This window comes from Rhizobium sp. BR 314 (assembly GCF_047445805.1).
Classification (GTDB): Bacteria; Pseudomonadota; Alphaproteobacteria; order Rhizobiales; family Rhizobiaceae; genus Rhizobium; species Rhizobium lusitanum_B.
Genome location: NZ_JARWLA010000038.1, coordinates 42,837 through 65,363, shown reverse-complemented (window position 1 = coordinate 65,363; position 22,527 = coordinate 42,837). Strand labels below are relative to the sequence as shown.

Here is a 22,527-nt window from a genome sequence, read left to right as displayed (position 1 = left end):
CGAATATCTATCTAATGGGCGCGGGTGACACTCATGTGAAGATCTCAAAGCCTGACCATAAAATACGGGAGGAAAATTGGCTTTGATGGCTCTCTTCAGGATGATGATCGCCGGAGAGAGATTGAAAACCAACGCTGGAGCCGATATATGACATTCGAATGACATCATAGAATTCGGATGGGTGGGCATGGAAAAAAAACTGCTGCATGGGCAATGGCAACAGGTCGAGAGCGATATCGCCGAGGATATTCTGACCGGCCGTCTGTCACCCAAGGCGCAGCTTCCCACCGAGGCGGATCTGATGGAACGCTTCGGCGTTGGGCGCCACACCATACGGCGCGCGATTTCCCGGCTGGAGAGCCGAGGGCTCGTGTTGGTCGAGCAGGGGCGGGGAACCTTCGTAAGAGACAGCCGCCTCGACTACCGCCTGTCGGAGCGCACGCGGTTTTCCCAGAATCTGCTCGATCAGGGCAGGGAGCCGCTTGGGCAGGCCATTCACGAAGAGGTAGTGCCTGCCACCGAACTGATTGCCGAAGCCTTGCGGCTTCCCCAAGGCGAGCCGGTCTATCATATCGTCAGACGCGGCTTTGCCGATGAAGAGCCGATAAATTTTTCGCATGCCTACTTTCCGGTGCGCCGTTTCCCAGGTTTCGATGAGGCGCGACGCAGCGGGCGAAGCGTGACGCTTATCCTCGCCGAGTATGGCATCCCCGATTATATCCGCCTGCGCACGGACATCATCGTTCGCTTGCCGACAAATGAGGAGGCAAAGCAGCTATGTCAGTCGGCATCGCAGCCGGTGGTCGCGCTCAGGAAGGTGGATGTGGACCTCAAGGGCACACCGATCTCCTATTCCGAATCCATATGGCCGGGTGAGCGTGTGCAGTTCTCCATCGACAATACCAGCCAGCTTCTGGATGTGCTGGCGCGCGCCGATGCGGGCTGAACGGAATTCGCTCTGCGCGCTTGCTTCCGAGCCGTTGTGAATGACGCTTCCGCTCTGATGTGCTAAACATATTAGCCTCTCAAGCGCGGGGGGACGATGTTGATGTTGGAGGCGGACAGGCTATTCGCCGGCTCGATACCGGAAAACTATGACCGCTATATGGTGCCGCTGATTTTCGAGCCTTATGCGACAGACATTGCGCGGCGCGCCGGCTCCCTGGCGCCGAAAGCGGTCTTGGAGATTGCCGCCGGAACCGGGGTCGTGACACGCACCTTGGCGCCCAAACTCCCTGCTGATGCAACCTATGTTGCGACCGACCTCAATCAGCCGATGCTCGACCATGCGGCGCTGCGGCAACCGTCCGACAGCCGCGTCACATGGCGGCAAGCGGATGCCATGATGCTGCCCTTTGAAGATGCGGCATTCGATCTCGTCCTTTGCCAATTCGGCGCGATGTTCTTTCCCGATCGTACGGCTGCCTATCGTGAAGCAAGGCGCGTCCTGATGCCCCGGGGACATTTCCTGTTCAACGTGTGGGATCGTCTCGAGGAGAATATTTTCGCAGATGATGTGACGAACGCGCTCGCCAGGTTGTTTCCGAACGCCCCACCGCGCTTTCTTGCCCGCATGCCGCACGGCTATCACGATCTGGAGGTGATCCGCAGGGATCTCGAACAGGCGGGTTTCTCACGGGTGCAGATAGAAACAACAGCCGCCGAAAGCCGCGCGGCGTCGTCGCAACTGGTGGCGTCGGCTTATTGCCAGGGAACGCTTCTGCGCAATGAAATAGAGGCGGAGCAAGCCGGAACGCTGTCGGCTGTGACCGACTATGTCGCGGCAGCAATCGCAGACAGACATGGCAGCGGCGAGATTGCCGCGAAAATTCAGGCGCATGTTGTCCTTGCCATTGCATGAAGCTCGTTCCGGCTGTTGGCACGGTGTCAGCGAGGAATTAACGGAGAAATAACTATATTTCCAAGCAAAGCGGTCGATTTATACGTTCGGCGAGAAGTTGTTATATCGCGCGGAGTACGGAATAGAGATCCAAGGCAATGTATACTGGGATTTCTGGTGGATTCTCATCAAAACGCACCTGGCAGTCGAATTGCCGGCGGTGACGCCGGTAAGTCCTCTCGCGTGATTTCCAATCTCCAGGTCCTGCGCGCGCTGGCCGCCTCCTCCGTGGTGGTTGCGCATGCCATGCATGAGACAGCAAGCCTGTCCGACGCGGCGGGTCGCGTGCCGATCGACGGCGCCACATGGAACCTCGGCTTCGGGGTAGACATATTCTTCGTACTATCTGGCTTCATCATGACGCATACCGCCGCAGCCGAATTCGGCAAAGGCGGCGCCCCGCTGCGGTTCTTTCTGCGGCGCTGCGCGCGGGTGGTTCCACTTTACTGGTTGTTGACGAGCGTGCTGCTGCTTGGTGCCGCCATTGCGCCGTCATTGCTCAATGTGCCGATCGGCGATGCCCCGCATGTATTGGCGTCCTACTTCTTCATCCCCTCCGGCCGTGGGATTGATGAGATCAGGCCTGTGCTCGCTCTTGGCTGGACCCTGAACTACGAGATGCTGTTCTACGTATTCTTCGGGTTGGCGCTGATCCTGCCGATCCGGCTTGGAATCTTCTGGCTCTCGGTGCTGATGGTGAGCTTGGCGCTCATCGGCAATGTGGTTTCTCCACAGCAGGTACAGCTGGCTTTCTGGACGAGTCCGATCATCCTGGAATTTCTGTTCGGCGTCTATGTTGCATTGATCTTTCGCAGCGGCCTGCGGATCGGCATCTGGCCGGCACTGGGCATGATGGCGATCGGTCTTCTCGGCTTCGTGCGCTTCTCCGCCATCTGGGAAGATGATGTTTTGCCGCAATTCCTGCGAAGCGGCCTGCCGGCGGCCCTGTTCGTCCTCGCCGCTGCGATTGGTCCGGCCCTACCATCCGGGAGGATTGTGGTGTGGGGTATTGCGCTCGGGGATGCCTCCTACAGCCTCTACCTCTCGCATCCCTTCATCCTGCGGCCGCTGCGCGCCATCTGGGAGAAATTCGTCGGAGATCAGCTTCCGCTCGGCCTCTTCGTTGCGTGCGGCGCCATCACCGCAGCGATATTTGCTCTTGTGCTCTGCAGGTTCGTCGAGAAACCGCTCACGGCTTTTGTGCAGGGCTTTACGCGCCGGCTGGGACGCCCGAAAGCTGCGGGGGCTGCCCGCGCGCCGGGTGCCGACACCGAAAGCGCGTAGAGCCGGCGCGCCGAACTCCTTCAATGTGACGCTGAACTGCGTTGGCGTGCTGTGCGATAGGCCGAAACGGTAAGGACAAGCGTTGCGACAAGGCCAAGTGCGCCCGCAACCATGGCCGCCGAGGCGAAGCCGTGCGTGGAGGCCTCTTTGAGCAGGCTCTGGAAGGTTTCCGGGGCTATGGAAAGGCCGACCGGCATCTCATGCCGTTGGACGGCAACGGCGGCGAGTGTGGCGGCATGTTCGCTGCCGGAGCCCGTCAATGTGCCTTCCAGGGATGCAGTGGCGCGTGTGCTCATGATGGTTCCAAGAAGGGCTATACCGATGGTCATGCCACCCTGTCGCAGCGCGTTCATGGTTGCGGAAGCGGCACCCGTTCGTTCGCGTGGGGCGCTACCCATCGCAGCAGCACCTGTCGCGGGAACGGCTACTCCTAAGGCAATACCAAGCAGAGTGAATGCCGGCGCGACGATCCAATAGGGTGTCGTCGGCGTGAATGAGGTCATGGCCAGCATCGAAACGCCAAGGATGATATAGCCCGCAATCATGAGCCGGTTCATTCCGAAGCGTCGGCTCAGTTTGCCGAAGATGAACGAGGCAAACAACATGGCGGCGAAGACCGGCGCCATGCGCCAACCTGCATCCGTCGGGGTCCAGCCCTGCCCCTGCTGAAGAAAGAGCGAGAACAGGAAGAGGCTCGTGTAACCGGAGAAGCCGAGCACCAGCGACGCGAAATTGGCCGATGCGAATGGCGCCTGCCGGAAGAGATCGACCGGAAAAACCGGACGTGACGCACGAAGTTCCACGACGATGAAGAGCATGAGGGCAATGGACGAGGTGAGGAACGAGAAAATCGTTTCGCGGGCATACCAGCCGGCGTTGCCGGCATTGATCAAAGCGAAGGTCAAGGACCCCAGAAAAGCGATACTCAGGAACTGGCCTGCGGGATCGAGCGCGGCATGCTCGGGATTGGCGCTCTCCTCTATGCCCAACAGGCCGAGCGAGATCGTGACCATGCCGATTGGAAGATTGACGAGGAAGATGCTGGCCCAGCCTGCGTGATCGACGAGAAGGCCACCGAGCATCGGGCCGAGGATGAGGGAGACCGCGCTGAAAGACGACCAGCCGCCGATGACGTGAGCCCGTTCGGCGGGATCCGGAAAGGCTTGCGTTAATATGGATAGCGCGCCTGGAATTACCAAGGCGCCCGCAACGCCCTGCAGGGCGCATCCTGCAATTAGCATCTCCAGGCTATGCGCTGAGGCGCAAACGGCCGAGCCGACTGTAAACAGCGCCACGCCGATGAGCCATATCCGCTTACGCCCATAGCGATCAGCCAGAGGGCCGGCGGACAACATGAAGGCCGAAAGGCACAATGTGTAGGTGCCTACGACCCATTGCAGGCCCGAGAGGCCGATGCCGAGGTCGGATTGAATTGCCGGGAGGGCAACGCTGACGATGCTGATGGCAAGCGAAGCCATGAATGTGCCGAGATAAACGGCGGCAGCGGCGACGGATCTGCGATTTACTGTCATTTATTGAAGGCCTATATCGATGATATATATATATTAATGCATTCCGACCGACCGTCGGTCAATACGCGTTAAGCTTCCAAGTGCGGAACGAATGTGTCATCACTCGACTCGCGGCTGAGCAACGGAAGGGCGGTAGAAATGGCAATCGGGACGCGGTCCGCGAGAACTGGGCAAACTCAACTGCCGCGGAAACGATTGATGCTTCCGGCGGAGGTTCGCGTCGACGATCTGATGACGGCCGCGGCGGACCTTTTCATCGCCAAAGGCATCGAGGCGACCACCGTCAACGATATCGTGGAGCTCGCGGGCGTCGGCAAGGGAACTTTCTATCACTACTTCGCCACCAAGGAGGATGTGATCCTTGCCCTACGCGAGCGCTTCTCGCGAGACTTCACGAAGAAGGTCGCCGACGCTCTGGCGCAGTGTCCGGGTGACGATCATCGGGCTCGTTTCGCGACGTGGCTGCGTGGAACGGTCGAGGCCTATATCGCCAATTATGAGCTTCACGATGTGGTCTTTCACGAATTCCGCCACAGCAACAGGAATTCGAAGGAGAAGGAAATCGTCATCGCCCAGCTTTCGGCCTTGCTGGGTGAAGGCGCTAAAGCCGATGCTTGGTCGTTGCCGGACGTGCGCGCGGCCGCGATCGCCATCTATGACGGCATGCACGGCGTCGTTGATGATGCCATCGCTACCGGCAACGGAGATGCCGGGGCAATCTGCGACCGGCTGTCCTTGCTCTTCGGCCGGATCCTTGTCGCCTGATTTTCCGATCGTCAGAGAGTAACTCCGTGATGATGCGGCGTCTGGATTACTCGGCCCATTCGTGATCGGTCGTGAAGGCGATCGTCAGCCAGCGGTCGGGACTTTCATCGCCGATCGCCTCGCCAATCTCGTCGCGAATGCGATCCCATTCCTCGAGCTTCTTCGCTGGGTCGTCCTTCGGCACGATGAAATAGAGTTCTATCTGTTTACCGCGACCGACCCGCGCGACATAGGCGCGATAGGATTCGAAATTATAGCGGCGCACCACGTCGGCGGCGACGCGATCGACATGCTCACGCAGCGCCACGGGCGTCACGAGCAGGATGTCGGCGAATGCCTGCTTGATCGTTCCAAGCGGCATCGGAATGACTACGAGGCAGACGACCGCCAGCGCCAGCGGGTCGACATAGGGCGACATCCATTCCAGCGTCGTGCCTTGAATGGCGAAGCCGAAGATGAAGGCGAGGAGCAGGGCTGTGCTCAGGCTGCCGGTCATGACCCAGGCCTTGGCGTCCAGCGCGATGAAATTGGAGCCGATCTCCTTGTTCGCTCTTCTGGCATAGGCAGCCATGAGGAAGGCTATGATCATGGTCAGCACAGCGTAGATAATGGCTTGATCGAATGAGAGGTGCCGGCCACCCGCCATGATGCTGCCGATAGCATTGATCAGCGCATAGATCGCCGCACCGGTCAGCAGGATGCCGTTGAGGCCGAGGACCATGGGCTCCAGATGCCAGAAACCCATGGTGAAATGCTTGACGAACCTGCCCGTGCTTGCATTACTCGTGGCGGCGGTAATGATCAGGTTGGAGACGATTAGTGCAACGATCGTCATGATCGCGTCCGTCAGGGCATAGATGCCGTCGAAGACGATGGCATAGGAACCAGACAAAAGCCCGAATACGATGCCAGCGGCCGCAAGAACGAACGTTATGATGATGGAAATGCGCAGCACGCTTTGTTCAGTGGTCACTCTTCGATCCTCTTGAGGGATATCCGGCATGGATTTCGGGCAAGATCATAATATACGGCAGGTTTAGTGCTTTCATGCAGGAACCCATAGGATTGACCGATTGACGGGCGGCCGTGCTTGTCGGCTGTCGCTTGGGCCATCAAGAATGGTATCGCCTTGTGCCGTGTCCTTGCTGTCTGAATGCGCTGGGCGTCACGCCAGCCAGCCTTTTGAAATCGCGGGCGAAGTGGAAGGGGTCGAGGTAGCCGCATCTGGTAGCGATAGCGCCGATCTTCTCATCTGTGACGACAAGGAGCCGCTTTGCGGCACTGACACGCTCGTGGCGCAGCCAATCGAGCGGTGTCGTCCCCATTCTCTGCCGGAAGCGGCGAAAGAGCTGCGCCTGGCTCAGATTCGCTGCAGCGGCAAGTTCGCCCACGCTCCAGGGGTGCGAAAGGTTGGCCCGCACGGTTTCCACCACATGCTGCAGCCGCTGTACCGCGCTGCTGAGATCGCCTGCATCCGCTCGTTCGGACACGAGAATTGAGATAAGTTGCGCAAGCAGCGCAAAGCAACGGTTCTCTGCCAGGAAGCTACCGGTCTCGACCTCGCGGAGAATGCTCTCGAACAAGGGCCGCAGATCATGGTGCGCTGCGGTCTCAAAGACAGGATTAAGGCCTACGCCAAGATTGTCGAACAGGGTGTCCACCCCGTGACCGACGAATCCGAGCCAGAGATACGACCAGTGGGAACAACGAGGCTCACAGCCATGTGAATACAACATCGAGGAGTCGAGCCAGGCTACGGTTCCCTCCCGCATATGGCTTGACTGGCCGCTGATATGAAGCGCGCCTTTGCCGCTGAGCGTGAGGATCAGCGTATGGTGATTAAACCGGTGGGCGATGGGCGCTTCGGCGGGGGTGCAGGTCCGGCGCCCGGCAGCGAGCAGGGAATAGGGCAGGGCACGCGACAGCCGCCCCGGGGTCTGAAAGAAGACTTCATCGAGGGCATCGATCTTCGCCGAGGTCGCTTCGTCAGTCATGATCCGCCGATGATATCGGAAGATGAGAGTTTTATCCATATCGCTGCGGCTGCCATCCATGTCTTTCGACGGGTTGGGCGGCTATTCTATGGGGATTAACCGGAGTAGAGGAGGTTCAGGTGGTTACAGCGTCACCCGCATTTGATCCGCTTTCGCAAGCATTCGCAGACGATCCCTATGCGTCTTACAGCGAGCTGCGCGACTGTCCCGGCCCGGTCTATTACGAGCATTTCGATATTTGGCTACTGTCGCGCTACCAGGATGTCGCCGCTGCGGCTGCAGACAAGACGCTGGTCCGCTCGATGGAGTACTTTCTATCACCTCAGGAGATAGAAGCGGAGAAGGTGCGTCTGAATTGGCATGACATGCCGAACCATTCGCGCTTCGTGCAGTTCAGCCTGCTGGACTCCGACGGCGAAACCCATGATCGCCTGCGCCGCAAAGTCTTTCGAGAATTTACCCCGGCTCTCGTCGCGCGCCAGCGCGGGATGATCCAGGAGTTCGTCGACAAGCTGCTCGATCGGTTGCTCGATGTCGGAACGATCGATTTCGTCGAGGATCTCGCCTCGGAGGTTCCGGGCCATATTATCGGCTCTGTGCTGGGCGTGCCGGACGAATATGCCGGACAGTTGCGTAAGTGGTCCGAACAGGTCGTGCAATATTTCGATGTTGACCGCAGCGACGAGCGCAAGGCCATCGCCGAGCGTGCGACGACCGAATTCTACGAACTGCTGAAGGAACTCATTGCCGATCGCGTGCGCAACCCGCGCGAAGACCTTCTCTGTCGGCTCACGCAGGCTTACACCAGCGGCGAAATGACCGAGGACGAGCTGGTTTCCACCTGCATGCTGATCCTGATGGCGGGCCACGGCTCGACGATCGATGTGCTCGGCAGCGGAATGCACGCGCTTCTGCAGTATCCGGACGCATTGGCCAAGCTCAGAGACACGCCGGCCGTCATGCCGACTGCGATTCAGGAAATGTTCCGATTTGAATCGCCGCTGCCGTTCTTCCATCGCTATCTGACCGAAGAGAAGATCATTGCCGGCAAGAGCCTGCCGAAGGGCACCAAGGTCGGCTTGCTTTACGGTGCGGCCAACCGCGATCCCGAGCAATTCGAGGCGCCCGATCGGTTCAATATCGAGCGGACGCCCAACCGGCATGTGGCTTTTGGTGGCGGTGCGCATTTCTGTCTCGGCAATCATTTGGCACGGTTGGACATGGAGATCATATTCTCGACGCTGCTGCAGCGTACCCGTTCGATCGAGTTGCTGGACGAGCGTCCTGCCTACAAGCGCGGGCTGTCAGTTCGCGGGCCGCAGCGCCTCAACATCCGTCTTGTTCCCGCTTGAACCGGATGCATAGCGGCTTTCCGCTCGAGATGCCTAGAAAAACAAGAGGATAAGCATTTTCGCTACTTGGAGAAAAGCGAATATGCTCTGTTGAAAGCATGGAGAATGCAATGAGTGAAGTCGTATTCGTCGATTCCGCCGGTGGGGAGACGCGTGTGAATGCGGAAGATGGCGAAACGCTGATGGCCATCGCCGTCCGAAGTGGCATCGATGGTATCGTCGCGCAATGCGGCGGCGCTTTGGCCTGCGGCACCTGTCATTGCTATATCGATGAGGCTCATCTCGATCTGCTGCCGCCGCCTTCACAGGAAGAGGCTGACATGATCGAGTTCGTAATGGAGCCGAAGCCAAATAGTCGCCTTAGCTGTCAGCTCCTGATGAGCGCCGCCACCGACGGCATGCGCGTCATCGTTCCCGATAACCAGCACTGATCCTGAGGTTTTCGGGCAAGCCGAGACAATCTCTCCGAATTCGACTTTGCCTTGAGGATGGCGCCGGCGATGATGTCGGCGCTTCTCTTGTCGCTATGATTGGCTGGCTTGTCGCAATCCCTCGCGTGCTTGCCGATAGTGAGCCGGATCCGGTATCGGAACGGCAGCCATCAGGTTTCGCGTGTAATCGTCGCCCGGATTTTCGAATATCTGCCGGCGCGTGCCCATTTCCACGATGCGGCCGCCGCGCATGACGGCGACGTGATGCGACATCTTCTCAATCACGGCCATGTCGTGCGAAATGAAGAGATAGGCAAGTCCCATCTGTTCCTGCAACTCAAGCATAAGGTCGAGAACGCGCGCGCGCACCGAAACGTCGAGTGCGGCCACGCTTTCGTCGGCAACGATCAGCTTCGGTTCGAGCGCCAGCGCCCGCGCAATGCAGATGCGCTGACGTTGGCCACCGGAGAATTCGTGCGGATAGCGGCTTGCAGCGTCCGGCGTCAGCCCGACGCGTTTCAACAGCGCCGAGACGCGATCCTTGCGCTCGGACGCATTACTGACATTGTGGATGACGAGCGGCTCGGCGATCGCCGAACCCACACTCATGCGGGGATCGAGCGAGGCGTAGGGATCCTGAAAGATCATCTGCGCTGTACGGCGCACCGGCTGCATTTTCGCGGCAGACAGCCCATGAACCTCACGGCCCTCGATCTTCACGCTTCCTGCAAAGCCGATGAGATTGAGGATGGCCTTGCCCGTGGTGGATTTGCCTGAGCCGCTCTCGCCCACCAGCCCAAGCGTCTGGCCGGCCTTGATCGTGAAGGACACCTCGTTGACTGTGGGTGCAACGGTCTTGCCGTTGCCGAACAATCCCGTCTTGCCGCCGTAGGTTACGCTCAATTTCTCGACCTCGACGATCGGCGTGGCCGGCGCAACCATGGCGGGAGCACTCGAAATGCGCGGTGGCGCGTCCGTACCGGCATGTGTGCCAAGGCGCGGTACGGCGGCCAGCAGTTCGCGCGTATAGGCCTGGCTGGGTTTGCCGAAGACATCAAGCGCATCGCCCTGTTCCACGATGCGGCCATTCTGCATGATCGCGACACGATCGGCCATCTCGGCGACGACGCCCATGTCATGGGTAATCAGCAGGATCGACGTATTGAATTCGTCGCGAAGCTCCCGCATCAGCGTCAGGATTTGGGCTTGCACCGTCACATCGAGCGCCGTGGTCGGCTCGTCGGCGATCAGCACTTTCGGACGGCATGACAGGGCCATGGCGATCATGGCACGCTGCCGCATGCCGCCGGAAAGCTCGTAAGGATATTGGGTCAAGCGCTTGGCGGCGTCGGTGATATGGACGGCGTCGAGCATCGACTTGGCGATCTGTGCGGCATCGCCAGCAGTGTCAGCCTGATGTTCGCGAATGGCCTCGATGAGCTGCGCCCCGATCGTCATGACCGGATTGAGCGAGGTCATCGGTTCCTGAAAGATCATCGCCACTTCTCCGCCGCGGATCTGACGCAGGGCGCGGTGCGGAATGCCGACGATATTGCGCCCTTCTAGCAGGATCTCACCCGATGCGACCTTCAGCGAAGCCTTGGGAAGCAAGCCCATGATCGAGAGGGAGGTCACCGACTTCCCGGATCCCGACTCGCCCGCAAGGCAAAGCGTCTTGCCGGGCTCGAGGTCGAAACTCACATCATCGAGAATGCGCTTCAGCCCTTCCGGCGTCCTAGCATCGACGCTCAGGTTGCGGACGGAGAGAACCGCTGAACGGGCGCTTTGATTGCTCACGCGAAGACAATCCTTGGAAAATAGAAGGAAACAACCCAGTTGGGCATATCGACGATTTCGCTGATCCTCAGATCTCCGCAAACCGAGCAGAGCATGTAGGCATCGACCGGATTGAGGCCATGCTCGGCAGCAAGCAGGTCAATCATGCGCATCACGGCTTCCTTTGCCCCCGTCATCAGATCCGGGCCGATGCCTGTGGTGACTTCGTAGCCGGCGCCGTCGAGATGTCGCGTGACAGGTTCGGTGGTCGTAAAGCGCGGGGTCTGAAGGTTGGCGCCCTTAACCAGATCGAGTGTCAATTCGACATTCATCTGGCTTTCGATGGCCGTACCGCAAACTTCGCCATCGCCCTGCGCCGCATGGGTGTCGCCGACCGAGAAAAGTGCGCCTTCCGTTTCGATCGGCAGATAGAGCGTGACGCCCGCCGTCAGATCACGGATGTCCAAATTGCCGCCGACGCGACGGGGCGGGAGAACGGAGTGGAGCCCTGGTTCTGCCGGTGCGACGCCGATCGTGCCGGTAAACGGCTTCAGGGGCACACGACCGCCCGGGCCGAACGCTGAAGGCGCCATGGTGACGCTGTCATACTTCCAGACATGCAGTGCCGGGTCCTTGAAGTGGTCGGCGAGAAGGCCGAAGCCCGGAATATTCGCCGTCCAGCCGTGGCCGATCGGGTGGAATTTGCGAATGGTCACCTTAAGGGCGTCGCCGGGCTTGGCGCCTTCCACATAGACGGGACCGGAGACGGGGTTGATCTTGGCGAAATCCAGATTGACGAGCGTCTCCAGCGTCGCATCGGCGCCCATCTGGCCGCCTGATGAATCCATGCATTCGAACAGGATGGTTTCGCCAGGTTTTGCCGTCAGCGCCGGCGGAAAGTCCCTGTTCCAGCCGAAATGATGCTGCGCGCGATGAATGGTGTGGGTGCAGGCGATGCACATGATGGTCTCCGAGTTCAATTCCGCTGGCATTTGGCCCACCTCCCTCGCGGCAGCGAGGGAGACGGATTGGTCGTCTTCTTGGCTTATTGCTTCACGAAGATCGCGTCGTAGTTGATGACGCGGGTCGGATCGACATAGATGTTGCCCGAACCACCCATGCGCAGCGACTTGGCGACTACACGGCGCTCGTTGATGACGGGTACCCAAGGGGCATCGGCCATGATGTCGGTGAAGATCTTGCCCCAGGCCGCCTGACGCTCGGCAACCTTGGCCGGATCCGACATGGAATCGGCCGCAACGGCGCGCTCGTCCAGGGCCTTGTTGCAGTACCACGACCAATTCCAGCCACCTGGAACGGCGCCGGAGCAACCGAGGATCGGACCGTAGAAGTTGGATGCATCCGGGAAGTCGGCGATCCAAGCCATGCCGCCCGACCAGATCATCGGCGCTTCGCCTTCGGTGCCACCAGCGGAAATGACATTGGCCTGTGCAAGTGCGCGAACCTCAGCCTTGATGCCGACTGCCGCCAGATCCTGCTGGATCGACTGGGCGATGCGCGGCTGCGGATCGGTGTTGGTCGAGTAGAGCACAGTTGAGAAACCGTCCGGGAACCCAGCCTCAGCGAGAAGAGCTTTGGCCTTCTTCACGTCATAGGCAAAGCCCTGGAACGACTTGTCGTATCCCGGCATTAGCGGCGGCAGAACCTGATTTGCTGGTGTCGCGCGGCCGTTCAGGATACGCGTAATGCGATCCTTGTTGACGGCCATGTTGACGGCTTCGCGGACTTTCAGATTATCGAAGGGCTTCACCTTGGTGTTGAGCGTGATGTAGCCGGTATGCAGCTGCTCGCCGTCGACGATCATGTTTGCGCCGTCGGGAGAATTCTTGATTTCCAGGAATTTTGCCGGCGGAATGCCGTCGCCGACGATGTCGACTTCGCCCTTCTGCAGGCGCAGCAGCGCCACGAGCGGCTCCTGGCCAACTTCGACGGTGAAGCTGTCGACATGCGGAACGCCCTTGGCGAAGTAGTCCTTGTTGCGCTCGAAGACGAGCTTCTGGCCGATGGTCCAGTCCTTCAGGATGAAGGTGCCGGAGCCGACCGGCTTCTTGCCGAAGTCGCCATTCGCTGCTTCGACGGCTTCCTTCGGCACGACGGAGGCGAAGTTGATCGCCAGCACATGCAGGAAGGTCGCGTCGGGGCGGCTCAGATGGAAAACGACAGTACCTGCGTCCGGGGCTTCTATGCCCGGAAGGTTGTCGGCCTTGCCGGCGGCCATATCCTCATAGCCCTTGATCGCACCGAAGAAGCCGGCGCCGGGACCTTGCGTCTTCGGGTTGACCGCGCGTTCGATCGAATATTTGATGTCGGAGGCGACGATCTCTCGTCCATTCGAGAACTTTACGCCTTTATGCAGCTTGAAGGTATAGGTCTGGCCGTCCGGGGAGACGGTGAAGCTTTCGGCGAGCGACGGGACGAGCTTTGCGGTGCCTGGTTCGTAGTCCATCAGACGGGAAAACAGGCTCTTGATCATCGACCAGTTCACCCAATCATAGCCGATGGCCGGATCCAGCGTGGTGATGTCGTCCTTATAGGTAACGGTGATGCTGCCGCCCTGGGTGGGCTGATCGGAGGCATGGCCGGCCAGCGGCGTGAAGGCCAGCATGGCAGCGGTCGTCGTTCTGAGTAACCAGCTTTTGAACATAGGTTAGTTCCCCTTCTTGGTGTGATTCAATGCGAACGAATGCGTGGATCGATAAGCGGTGCGATAAGGTCGGCCGCCAGATTACCGAGAATGATGGCGAGCGCGGAGGTGAGCGTGACACCCATGATGATCGGGATGTCCACCTGCTGGATCGCCTGCCAGGCCAATTGGCCGATTCCCGGCCAGCCGTAGACGGCTTCCACTACGACCACGCCGCCCATGAACTGGCCGATATCGATGCCGATCATGGCAATGATCGGCAGGATGGCGTTCGGCAGCGCATGGCGCAGGATGATGCGCCGCCCGGAGAGGCCCTTGGCGCGTGCGGTGCGGATGAAATCCTGGTTCAGCACGTCGATCATGGCGGAGCGAACCATGCGCGCATACCAGCCGGCGCCGAGAAGGCCGAGCGTGGCCGCCGGCAGCACAATATTCGAGAAGCTGCCGTAGCCGCTCATCGGGAACCATCCAAGCGTGGCGGCAAAGAGGTAGAGCAACAGCAATGCGACGACGAATTGCGGGGCGGAGACGCCAACGAAAGCGGATGCCATGACGAGCCGGTCGGTTGGGCCGCCGCGATCGAGCGCTGCGATGATGCCGAGCGTCAGGCCAAGCAGCACTTCGACGAAGATGCCTGCCGCCATCAGGGTGATCGTCGCTGGCAAGCGGGCCAGGATGAGGGTCATGACCTGAGTTTTCTGGGCATAGGATCGGCCGAGATCACCGTGCAGCAGGCCATTCAGATAGTGCATGAATTGCGCCAGTAGCGGCTGATCGAGACCAAGCTCGCGGCGGATATTGTCAACCGTCTGCGGGGTGGCGCTGCGGCCGGCGATCATGCGCGCGGGGTCGGCCGGCAGTGCATAGAGCAGTATGAAGGTGATGGCGGCGACGCCGAGGAGGATGAGCGCCGATTGGACGAGGCGCCGTGCAAGAACGTTCAGCATCAGCCTCTGCCTCTCTGGGTCGGATCGAGAATGTCGCGCAACGCGTCACCCACGAGATTGAAGGCGAGGGCTGTGAGCAGAATGACCGCGCCGGGGAAGAAGACGAGCCAGGGGGCGGCCTGGAAATAGCTCTGGCTTTCGAAAATGATGTTGCCCCAGGATGGTTGCGGCGGCTGCACGCCAACGCCGAGGAAGGAGAGCGTCGCCTCTAGAAGAACGGTCGTTGCGATGCCGAGCGTTCCCCAGACGATAGCTGTGGGAACCAGATGCGGCAAAATGTGGAGGACGACGACGCGGACGTGGCCGGCGCCGAGCGCCCGCTGGGCCATGATGAAATCGCGTTCCACCAGGGCGCGCGTTTCGGTGTAGACGATGCGGGCCACCTGCACCCAGTTCACGAGCGCAATGACCATGGCGACGATCCAAAGGCTGGGCTTCAGGATTGCCGCAAGCACAATGGCGAGCAAAAGGGCAGGGAAAGCCATCATCAGGTCGGTGAAGCGCATCAGCAGACTGCCGGCCCAGCCGCGCAGATAGCCGGCCATGACCCCGACGAAGAGGCCGATCGTCACGGCGACGCCGTTGGCAACGAGGCCGATGATCAGAGACGTCCTTGCGCCGAACAGCAGTCGCGAAAGAAGGTCGCGGCCGAGCGTGTCAGTGCCGAGCAGGAATTGCCCGCCCGGCGGTATGGGCGCTCCTTCCAGCGTCAGGCCGTCGAACATCTGGTTATCAGGGTCGAAAGGCGCAAGCCACGGTGCCGCGATCGCCATGGCGACGACGATGACAACAATGATGAGGCCGAACAACCCTGCGGGTTGTCGGCAAAGTTCTTTGAGTACCCGCATCAGCCGACCTCGGAGAGTGTTTCGGAGCCGACCAGGAAGAAGGCGGCGATTTGTTCGACCGGAAGGCGCCGGCGCATGGCGCAATTTCGCAAGATTGCATAGGCGCCCTCGTCATCGATCTTGCGCTCGGCCTTGAGCCGTTCGATTGCTGTGAAGACGACCGGACGCAGTTTCAGGCGCTCTTGCAGATGGGCGATGCGTCTTGCTGTGGTCAGACGCTCCTCATGGATGGAGACCGCCAGCACGAGGGCGGGAAAGACGGCAGATGCCGTCACCGGCTTTTGAATGATCGAGCCGGCGCCCTGGCGCATGGCCCAGGCGATACGGCCGGGCGCTTCCGAACCGAGCACGGCAACAACGGGCCGCAGCGGTTTGTCGCCGCTCCATGGAATCAGTTCGTCCCAGCCACGGTCGACGTCGACGACGACCAAATCCGGTAGATCGTTGGCTGGAATGGGTTTCCATTGGCGGTTCACCCGCATGCCGAGAACGATGAGCTGGCGGTTCAGCCTCTCTGTATTGGTGTCGTCTTCCGCAAGGAGCGTGACGCGCCAGCCGGCGAAATTGGGTGTGCCGTTCATGATTGCACCACCCGCAGATGCCGCGTCGGCTTCTGTCTGCTTGTGATCAGATAGGGATCGGCGGGGATGGCCTGCTCCGAGGCGATCAGATCGAACCCGTGCTGGTCGTTGATGCGTCCGAGATAGAAGGGGAGTGCCGCATGGTTCGTCGTCGGATCGACCACAAGGTTGCCAAGCACCGATGGCCAGGATCGGGAGACCACCTCCTGTCGCACCGTTACTGGATCCTCGCTGCCCGAAGATTCTATCGCGGCAATACAAAGCGCGACGGCGGTGTAGGAGCTTGCGAAAATGGTTGAGACCTTGCCGATGTCAGGCCGCCATGCCTTGAGTCGGGACTTGAAGGCGATGTTTTCGCTGGTTTCCAGGCCGTCGAAATAGGAAAGCGCTGAAAGCTGACCGACGGCGCCGCCCACAATATCCGTCAACTCGCATTCCGTCAGGTCGCAACTGGCGACAGGGCAATTTTCCGGCAGGAACGCCGGATCGCGTTTCCCGAGTTCGGCGATTGCAGCCAGGAAGGCATAGCTCGAGGGGCCGATCAGATTGTTGAGGATGAAGCTCGGCCGCTTCTCCGCAATGTCCGCGACGATGCGTTCGACGGATGTTTCCTCAAGCGGCAGATAACGCTCCCCAAGGATCGTTCCCCCGGCATTGACGATCAGCTCGCGGGCGAGCCGGTTCATCTCCCAGCCCCAGACATAGTTGGCGCCTACGAGATAGGGCCGCGGTCCATGGCGCGGGATGAGGTGCTCGAATAGCGGTATGAGATGCTGGTTGGGACAGGCGCCGATATAGATGACGTTTTCGTTCGCCTCGAAGCCTTCGTAGGGGCACATGTACCACAGCAGGCCGTCATGCTTCTCGACAAGTGGAATGACTTCCTTCCGCGCGGCGGACGTGATCGTGCCGACGATGTGCCGGCAACCGCTGTCGCGCATCAGGCTGCGAGCGCCTTCGAGATAAGCGGCCAGATCCGCATGCGGATTGAAGAAGACCAACTCCACTTTCCGGCCGCCATTGCGGCGATAGTCGTGAAGTGCGAATTCGGCGCCAAGCTGAGCCTCGCGCCCCAGCGAGCCGTATGGCCCGGTGGTCGAATAGAGAATGCCGATCTTCACGGCGGTCTGCATCGCATCTCCCAAAACAAAAAAACCCACAACGCATATCCCGGAAACCGGGGCGTTGTGGGGCGCTGTTGCCCGTTGGCAAACAGTATCATGTCAGTAAGACAAGTCCGTTTGCTCATATCTTGAGCGTGATTAAAATACGGTCATTTTAAGTTTGTCAAGGCACGAGCAGGCCGAATTGGGAGCTTCGGCCCTAACCGTCTGTATTGGCGCGCCTCGCGGTCGAACCAGCTAAGACGGCCGTTTGCCAGAGGCGTCCGTCTCCAAGTGATATCAGCGATCAGAGCCGATGTGCGCTGCGCATCGGCTCCTATTTCGAGGCAACGACTACTCCGAGGCGAGCAGCTCCGCATAGTGGGCACGCGCGACATCCGGGTGCGACCGTAATCGACTTTTCAACTGGTTCTGGCCGACTTCGCGGAAGATCGGGTTGAGGGGGTCGACCGATATGCCGCGTTCGGCACGCTTCAGGTCTTCTGGCAAGTCGATGACCGGAATCGTGGCGTCCGGGCGAGAGCCCAGGAAAAAGGCGACCGAGAAGCGCTCGACGCCCGCAGGCGGTGCGATGACGTCATGCACGTCTGCGCGGACGAAACCATTCGTCGCAAGCTCGAGCAACTCGCCGGTATTGATGACGAAAGTGCCGGGAACCGGCGGCGCGTCTATCCATACGCCATCTTCGGTACGCACGCGTAGACCCGGCGTGGTGTCCTGAAGCAACACGGTGACGAATCCGCCGTCCTTGTGGGCACCGACCCCCTGGTCGGTTTCCGCTACATCCCGTCCGGGGTAGCGAATGATCTTCAAGAGCTGCGAGGGTTGAGGCTGATATATGTCTGCAAAGACATTTTCCGGCTGACCGAGGGCCGCGGCGATCGCCTTGAGCACATCAATGCCGATTCGCGTCACTTCCGCCTGATAGGCGAGCAGCAAGGGCTTGAGTTCCGGCAGGGCTTCGGGCCACTGGTTGGGTCCCTGCAGGCGCCGCCATGCCGGGCTATCCTGGCTGAGTTCGGCTGGTTCTTCTTCCGTGTTGATATCGAGCTGCTCGCGCCAATCCTGCTCGCCACGCGTGCGTTCCTGTCCGGCGCGATTATAGCCGCGAAAATGCGGTGACTTCACCATTTCGATCTCGAGCTTTTCTTCCAGAGGAAGCGAGAAGAAGCGCTTTGCCGTCGCCACGACATCGCCGATCAACTTCGGATCGACACCATGACCCGTCAGGTAGAAGAAGCCATGATCGTGAAGCACCTTGCGCAATTCGGCGATGAAAGCCTGCCGCTCTTGCGATGAGGCATAGAAGCGGGAGAGATCCAAGGTCGGCAACGATGCCGCGGCCGGTGTGGTGTGAATGGTCAACGACGCGTTCCTTTTCAAATGCGCTTGTCACCTTTCGCTGCGGCCATGAAGCTGTTGCCGGCGCGTAATACGCATCCGAAGCTCACGGTGCCGCCGAGGGGGCAAGGACGTCCAATGGTTGAAGCAACGCTATGATCCATCCTTTGCTGAAGCAAACAAGATCATCTCAAAGATTGCGCATCTCTTGGAATGGTTTTTTGTCGTCACGGCCGCGCCGCTCGTCATGCGAGGGGCGGGCTCAGACCGTGTTCCGATGTTTCCGTCGCGCCCTGCTTCCAACTATCAAAGCAGGTGGCGACACGGGTCGCAATCATCGCAAAGGAAACCGCGCCGGGGTCGGGATGGCCAAGGCTTTTTTCTGCAAGGGGACGTGCGCGCCCGAGCTTGGGAAGTAATTGCGCCGTTGCCTCGGCTGCAAGTTTTGCCGCCGAGGCTGCTTGCCTCCAGGCGGTGGAAAGCGACCCGCTTTCGGCGAAACTTTTTTCCAGCGTATCGACGAATGGAGAGAATGCGTCGACGAGCGTCTTGTCGCCGATCTTGGCGCCACCGAGCCTCACCACGCCATCGAGTGCCTGCCGCGCGCCGGCAACAACGGCCCGGTCATCGATAGGACCATTGTCGCTAAGTGCGGTACTCCAGGACCGAAGGAGAAGCCCCCAGATCGCGCCCGATGTGCCGCCGGCGCGGTCCGCCCAGGCGTCGGCGGCCGCAGCCAGCACGCTTGCGGTTCCGGCCTTTGCAGCGCTTGCCGCCCTGGCTGCTTCCAGAGCAGCCGTCACACCGCGGGCCATGCCTTGTCCATGGTCGCCGTCGCCGGCATAGGCGTCGATCCGGCCGAGCTGTTCCTCCGCCTCGTGGAGCACAAGCGAAGTCTCCGAGAAGATGCGGACGATGCAAGCACCGCCGCGCTGGCCTTCGCCATCGGCAGGCGGGTAGGTCGTCAGCATATCCTCGTCGGCCAGATTGTCGATCGCCGGTGTCGTGGGGATCGTCGCGCCGCGGCGAAGGACCGGGCTGCTGCAGGGTGCGATCCAGTGTTGCTCCAGCTCGTCGTCCAAGAAGACCAGGGTCAGCGAGCAGCCCTGCATGTCCAGGCTGGTGACGAACTCGCCCGCCTCCGGTGCGACGATTTCCAGGCCGGCCTGTTGCAATCGGCCCGCAATGGATGACCAGAGCACGAAGAGCTCTTCATATTTCGTGGCGCCGAGGCCGTTGAGGATGACGCCGACCTTCCGCGTGTCTTTGGGGCGCTCCGGCAGGAGCTTTTCCGTGAGCAGCGTCGCGAGTTCGCTGGCGCTGACGATCGCTTCCTCGCTGATGCCGGGTTCGCCGTGAATGCCGAGGCCTAGCGCCATCTTGCCGTTGGGCACAGTGAAGAGCGGGCCGGCCGAACCGGGCAAGGTGCAGCCATCGAAGGCGACGCCAAAGGATACGGTGCGGGCATTGGCATGCCGAGCGATGCGCTCGACCTCATCAAGGGGCAGACCTGCTTCGGCCGCCGCGCCGGCTATCTTGAAGACCACGAGATCGCCGGCAACGCCGCGACGCTTCGATACGGTTTCTGTAGGGGCACTGGCGACATCGTCCGTCACCGCCACGATGCGAACATCGATGCCTTCGGCGCGCAGACGTTCGGCAGCCACGCCGAAATTCAAGACGTCGCCCGCATAGTTGCCGAAGCTGAGCAGGATACCGCCACCATGATGCGCCTTGCGGCACACCCGGGCGACCGCCGCCGTCGAGGGGGAGGCGAAGACATCGCCCGCGACAACTGCATCGACAAAGCCCGGCCCGACATAGCCGGCAAAGGCAGGATAATGACCCGACCCGCCGCCGACGACGACCGAGACCTTACCTTTCGGCACCGATGTGGAGCGGACAACGCCCCCCTTTATCAGTCGAACGAAGTGCGGATGAAGCGCCGCAAAGCCGGCAAGTGCCGTTGCTGCGAATTCCTCCGGAGCGTCGAAGATTTTGGTCATGCGTTCAATCCTTCTTCTTGGTGAAACGCATGATCTGCATCGGCGGTGCCGAAACAAGTGTCGTTCTGCATTTCAGGCGAGGTCTCGAGACCGGACTCGCCGGCATGTTGGCCGACGGCGTCACGACGCGCAACAGCCTTCTGTTGCATCGGTCGTCGGCTCGTGCCGCTCTTGTTGATAAGCCGCCTTGCGCCGTCCTCCAGACACGGTCCCGCCCGCCCAGTCTCAACACAAGGCGGACGTCAAGCCTTTGAGGTCCTATACTCGTCGCGCGGTCTCATGACGTCGCAGAGAGCCAGTCGGCGACATCTGCCGTTCTTGCAAGCAGCTCCAGTTCTTCGACGCTGCAAATGCGGACCAGTTTCTTGCCGGCTCTCGCCGCATTGTCACACAAGCTCCGAATGCCGGGCATCCAGCCCTGATCTATTTCCCATATCGTTCGAAAGAGGTCGCGCGTCGGCGGCATGGCCGAGAGGCCGCCAGGAGTGTGCTGCAATTCACCGGAAGACCAGGCGATCTGCCTTTCCGCGGCGAGCCAGAAATGCATCCAGAGCGGCATGTCGATAAGGACGATATGGGTGGCGCGGTCAATGCGCGATGCTATGGAATCGCGATGTCCAAGCCCGTCGAGGATCCAGTTGTCACCCGATATGATCTGCCGATGACGCTCGGAATAGGTGTCGACAGGCGCCGGTATCCAGCCTTCCAGCCAAAGAAGCTTGTCTATTTCGAAATGGCTGAGCCCATGCCTTTCGGCCAATCTGCGCGCAAGAGTGGATTTCCCGCCGCCCGCATTTCCCAGAATGACGATCCGCGACATCAGTGAACAACCTGCAAATTCGAGTGTTGGAACAACCTAATAGAAGTGGATTGCGCCTCCAAAAGGCAGTCAAGAACATTCTGTATTTCAGGGCGGCGATGCCTCATCCTGCGGCATTGCGGCGGACGATATGTTGAACGCCGGCGGGCATCGACTCGATCAAGGCGAGCAAGGGCGCGGGCTTCAGATCGAATTGCTCCAGAACAGCTCGCGTCGGCCGCGCCCAGCGAAATTCGAGGTCGGTACCCCCGTCCTTGATCCGGTGAACGATCTCGTCCTCGTGAAAGGGCAGCGGCCGGGACAATTCCGCATCGTAGTAGAAGCCGACTTCATGAACCCTTCGTCCATCGAGTTCGAAAAAATTCTCGATCACGAAGCGCAGCGACCCTATGGTTGCCGCACAGCCGATTTCCTCCTCGATTTCGCGCGCGAGCGTTTCGGCGCCGGCTTCGTGAAATTCCACCCGGCCGCCGGGCAGAACCCAGAAAGGGTCTCTAACTGCACGGTGGATGAGGATATGGCCGTTGGCGCGGATCAAAGCGCCGGCCCGAAACTGGAAACGTGAATTTCCCGCATCCATGACGATCATCGTGCGCGCATCATCGGTCATCAATCAATCCTCCAATTGCCTCGGGCCAAGATCGCAATCCCCGAAGAATTGACACAGGTCCTGCATCCGGAAACGATATAATAATCGGAGATGCACGTTTTCGATGCAATTTGGAAGGTCGTTTTTTTGGGGTCCATCTTAATCAACTGCATTGGTGTCAAGAATGCGCTTCGTCAATCCAATTCCCTTTGTCAGCGATATCGATCGCTCCAAGGCATTTTATCGCGACGTCATGGGTCTCAAGATCCTGAGTGATTTCGGGAGTTTCGTCCTATTCGAGACAGGCTTTGCAATTCATGAGGGGCAAGCGCTCGAGCGGACGATCTGGAAGGCACCCACGGAAGCATCGGAACCCTATGGGCGTCAAAATGTCCTGTTTTATTTTGAGGACGACGATATCGATACAGCCTTCGAAAGGATAGCGCAGCATGTCGCGCTCATCCATCCCATCGAACGGCAGGATTGGGGACAGCGCGTCTTTCGCTTCTACGATCCGGACAACCATGCGGTGGAAGTTGGGGAGCCGATGTGAAACGAGTGCTGTTCCGGGG

The 22,527-nt window shown here is 60.0% G+C and carries 21 protein-coding genes; 7 read left to right on the top strand and 14 right to left on the bottom strand.

Translation table 11 applies throughout. The annotated features are described in order from the left end of the window. The first annotated feature begins 187 nt into the window (after nt 1-187). From phnF to QD461_RS30705, 3 genes are all read left to right on the top strand, one after another. Nucleotides 188-946: a phosphonate metabolism transcriptional regulator PhnF gene (gene phnF, locus QD461_RS30715; RefSeq protein ID WP_414090973.1), complete on the top strand. Its 759-nt coding sequence runs from the start codon at nt 188-190 to the stop codon at nt 944-946. A gap of 102 nt (nt 947-1,048) precedes the next feature. Next, nucleotides 1,049-1,861, top strand: a complete 813-nt coding sequence (locus QD461_RS30710; RefSeq protein ID WP_414090972.1) for a class I SAM-dependent methyltransferase — start codon at nt 1,049-1,051, stop codon at nt 1,859-1,861. Between the two features lie 156 nt (nt 1,862-2,017). Then, complete coding sequence (locus tag QD461_RS30705) at nt 2,018-3,184, top strand: acyltransferase family protein (protein ID WP_414090971.1); 1,167 nt, start codon at nt 2,018-2,020, stop codon at nt 3,182-3,184. A gap of 20 nt (nt 3,185-3,204) precedes the next feature. On the opposite strand, the gene QD461_RS30700 is transcribed toward QD461_RS30705, so the two are convergent. After that, nucleotides 3,205-4,716 carry a DHA2 family efflux MFS transporter permease subunit gene (locus QD461_RS30700; RefSeq protein WP_414090970.1) on the bottom strand — a complete coding sequence of 504 codons (1,512 nt, stop codon included), beginning with the start codon at nt 4,714-4,716 and terminating at the stop codon, nt 3,205-3,207. A 198-nt stretch (nt 4,717-4,914) separates the two neighbouring features. Here QD461_RS30700 and QD461_RS30695 point away from each other — a divergent pair, with 198 nt between their 5' ends. Beyond that, nucleotides 4,915-5,481, top strand: coding sequence for a TetR/AcrR family transcriptional regulator (locus tag QD461_RS30695; RefSeq protein ID WP_184705155.1), 567 nt, complete (start codon nt 4,915-4,917; stop codon nt 5,479-5,481). A 46-nt stretch (nt 5,482-5,527) separates the two neighbouring features. Here QD461_RS30695 and QD461_RS30690 read toward each other — a convergent pair whose 3' ends face one another. Together QD461_RS30690 and QD461_RS30685 are read right to left on the bottom strand one after the other, a co-directional pair. Continuing rightward, nucleotides 5,528-6,454, bottom strand: a complete 927-nt coding sequence (locus QD461_RS30690; protein ID WP_184705157.1) for a cation diffusion facilitator family transporter — start codon at nt 6,452-6,454, stop codon at nt 5,528-5,530. Nucleotides 6,455-6,593: 139 nt separating this feature from the next. Next, nucleotides 6,594-7,535 carry a helix-turn-helix domain-containing protein gene (locus tag QD461_RS30685; RefSeq protein ID WP_414090969.1) on the bottom strand — a complete coding sequence of 314 codons (942 nt, stop codon included), beginning with the start codon at nt 7,533-7,535 and terminating at the stop codon, nt 6,594-6,596. A 59-nt stretch (nt 7,536-7,594) separates the two neighbouring features. Here QD461_RS30685 and QD461_RS30680 point away from each other — a divergent pair, with 59 nt between their 5' ends. Together QD461_RS30680 and QD461_RS30675 are read left to right on the top strand one after the other, a co-directional pair. Continuing rightward, the gene (locus QD461_RS30680; protein ID WP_184705160.1) at nt 7,595-8,827 is read left to right on the top strand and encodes a cytochrome P450; all 1,233 of its coding nucleotides are present in this window, start codon (nt 7,595-7,597) and stop codon (nt 8,825-8,827) included. A 110-nt stretch (nt 8,828-8,937) separates the two neighbouring features. After that, on the top strand, nt 8,938-9,258 hold the full coding sequence (locus QD461_RS30675) for a 2Fe-2S iron-sulfur cluster-binding protein (protein ID WP_184705162.1): 321 nt from the start codon (nt 8,938-8,940) through the stop codon (nt 9,256-9,258). Nucleotides 9,259-9,351: 93 nt separating this feature from the next. Here QD461_RS30675 and QD461_RS30670 read toward each other — a convergent pair whose 3' ends face one another. From QD461_RS30670 to QD461_RS30620, 11 genes are all read right to left on the bottom strand, one after another. Next, nucleotides 9,352-11,055, bottom strand: a complete 1,704-nt coding sequence (locus tag QD461_RS30670; RefSeq protein ID WP_414090968.1) for an ABC transporter ATP-binding protein — start codon at nt 11,053-11,055, stop codon at nt 9,352-9,354. After that, nucleotides 11,052-11,996, bottom strand: a complete 945-nt coding sequence (locus tag QD461_RS30665) for an acetamidase/formamidase family protein (RefSeq protein WP_184705603.1) — start codon at nt 11,994-11,996, stop codon at nt 11,052-11,054. The genes QD461_RS30670 and QD461_RS30665 overlap by 4 nt, the downstream gene beginning before the upstream one ends. Before the next feature lie 83 nt (nt 11,997-12,079). Then, the gene (locus QD461_RS30660) at nt 12,080-13,699 is read right to left on the bottom strand and encodes an ABC transporter substrate-binding protein (protein WP_414090967.1); all 1,620 of its coding nucleotides are present in this window, start codon (nt 13,697-13,699) and stop codon (nt 12,080-12,082) included. A gap of 26 nt (nt 13,700-13,725) precedes the next feature. Continuing rightward, nucleotides 13,726-14,646, bottom strand: a complete 921-nt coding sequence (locus tag QD461_RS30655) for an ABC transporter permease (protein ID WP_004110494.1) — start codon at nt 14,644-14,646, stop codon at nt 13,726-13,728. Continuing rightward, on the bottom strand, nt 14,646-15,494 hold the full coding sequence (locus QD461_RS30650) for an ABC transporter permease (RefSeq protein ID WP_414090966.1): 849 nt from the start codon (nt 15,492-15,494) through the stop codon (nt 14,646-14,648). The genes QD461_RS30655 and QD461_RS30650 overlap by 1 nt, the downstream gene beginning before the upstream one ends. After that, nucleotides 15,494-16,075, bottom strand: coding sequence for an ANTAR domain-containing response regulator (locus QD461_RS30645; protein WP_184705169.1), 582 nt, complete (start codon nt 16,073-16,075; stop codon nt 15,494-15,496). Before QD461_RS30645 ends, QD461_RS30650 begins: the two co-directional genes overlap by 1 nt. Further along, entirely contained in the window at nt 16,072-17,208 is a 1,137-nt protein-coding gene (locus QD461_RS30640) for a transporter substrate-binding protein (RefSeq protein WP_414090965.1), read from the bottom strand. Before QD461_RS30640 ends, QD461_RS30645 begins: the two co-directional genes overlap by 4 nt. Before the next feature lie 324 nt (nt 17,209-17,532). Further along, nucleotides 17,533-18,564, bottom strand: coding sequence for an isopenicillin N synthase family dioxygenase (locus QD461_RS30635; RefSeq protein WP_414090964.1), 1,032 nt, complete (start codon nt 18,562-18,564; stop codon nt 17,533-17,535). Between the two features lie 221 nt (nt 18,565-18,785). Then, nucleotides 18,786-20,546: a dihydroxyacetone kinase family protein gene (locus tag QD461_RS30630; RefSeq protein WP_414090963.1), complete on the bottom strand. Its 1,761-nt coding sequence runs from the start codon at nt 20,544-20,546 to the stop codon at nt 18,786-18,788. 277 nt (nt 20,547-20,823) lie between these two features. Then, nucleotides 20,824-21,366: an adenylate kinase gene (locus QD461_RS30625; protein WP_414090962.1), complete on the bottom strand. Its 543-nt coding sequence runs from the start codon at nt 21,364-21,366 to the stop codon at nt 20,824-20,826. Nucleotides 21,367-21,469: 103 nt separating this feature from the next. Beyond that, the gene (locus QD461_RS30620) at nt 21,470-21,976 is read right to left on the bottom strand and encodes an NUDIX hydrolase (protein ID WP_414090961.1); all 507 of its coding nucleotides are present in this window, start codon (nt 21,974-21,976) and stop codon (nt 21,470-21,472) included. A gap of 163 nt (nt 21,977-22,139) precedes the next feature. Between QD461_RS30620 and QD461_RS30615 the strand changes: the two genes are divergently transcribed. After that, a complete protein-coding gene (locus tag QD461_RS30615; protein ID WP_414090960.1) occupies nt 22,140-22,508 on the top strand; it encodes a VOC family protein in 369 nt (122 codons plus the stop codon). Nucleotides 22,509-22,527 lie beyond the last annotated feature (19 nt).

Bases quoted from the DNA above. Each gene is read 5' to 3' on its own strand.
- QD461_RS30625 (WP_414090962.1), bottom strand. From the start codon at position 21,366: ATGTCGCGGATCGTCATTCTGGGAAATGCGGGCGGCGGGAAATCCACT.
- QD461_RS30695 (WP_184705155.1), top strand. From the start codon at position 4,915: ATGCTTCCGGCGGAGGTTCGCGTCGACGATCTGATGACGGCCGCGGCG.
- QD461_RS30710 (WP_414090972.1), top strand. From the start codon at position 1,049: ATGTTGGAGGCGGACAGGCTATTCGCCGGCTCGATACCGGAAAACTAT.
- QD461_RS30630 (WP_414090963.1), bottom strand. From the start codon at position 20,546: ATGACCAAAATCTTCGACGCTCCGGAGGAATTCGCAGCAACGGCACTT.
- QD461_RS30650 (WP_414090966.1), bottom strand. From the start codon at position 15,494: ATGCGGGTACTCAAAGAACTTTGCCGACAACCCGCAGGGTTGTTCGGC.
- phnF (WP_414090973.1), top strand. From the start codon at position 188: ATGGAAAAAAAACTGCTGCATGGGCAATGGCAACAGGTCGAGAGCGAT.
- QD461_RS30660 (WP_414090967.1), bottom strand. From the start codon at position 13,699: ATGTTCAAAAGCTGGTTACTCAGAACGACGACCGCTGCCATGCTGGCC.
- QD461_RS30685 (WP_414090969.1), bottom strand. From the start codon at position 7,535: ATGGATGGCAGCCGCAGCGATATGGATAAAACTCTCATCTTCCGATAT.
- QD461_RS30640 (WP_414090965.1), bottom strand. From the start codon at position 17,208: ATGCAGACCGCCGTGAAGATCGGCATTCTCTATTCGACCACCGGGCCA.
- QD461_RS30665 (WP_184705603.1), bottom strand. From the start codon at position 11,996: ATGTGCATCGCCTGCACCCACACCATTCATCGCGCGCAGCATCATTTC.
- QD461_RS30620 (WP_414090961.1), bottom strand. From the start codon at position 21,976: ATGACCGATGATGCGCGCACGATGATCGTCATGGATGCGGGAAATTCA.
- QD461_RS30700 (WP_414090970.1), bottom strand. From the start codon at position 4,716: ATGACAGTAAATCGCAGATCCGTCGCCGCTGCCGCCGTTTATCTCGGC.
- QD461_RS30615 (WP_414090960.1), top strand. From the start codon at position 22,140: ATGCGCTTCGTCAATCCAATTCCCTTTGTCAGCGATATCGATCGCTCC.
- QD461_RS30645 (WP_184705169.1), bottom strand. From the start codon at position 16,075: ATGAACGGCACACCCAATTTCGCCGGCTGGCGCGTCACGCTCCTTGCG.
- QD461_RS30675 (WP_184705162.1), top strand. From the start codon at position 8,938: ATGAGTGAAGTCGTATTCGTCGATTCCGCCGGTGGGGAGACGCGTGTG.
- QD461_RS30655 (WP_004110494.1), bottom strand. From the start codon at position 14,646: ATGCTGAACGTTCTTGCACGGCGCCTCGTCCAATCGGCGCTCATCCTC.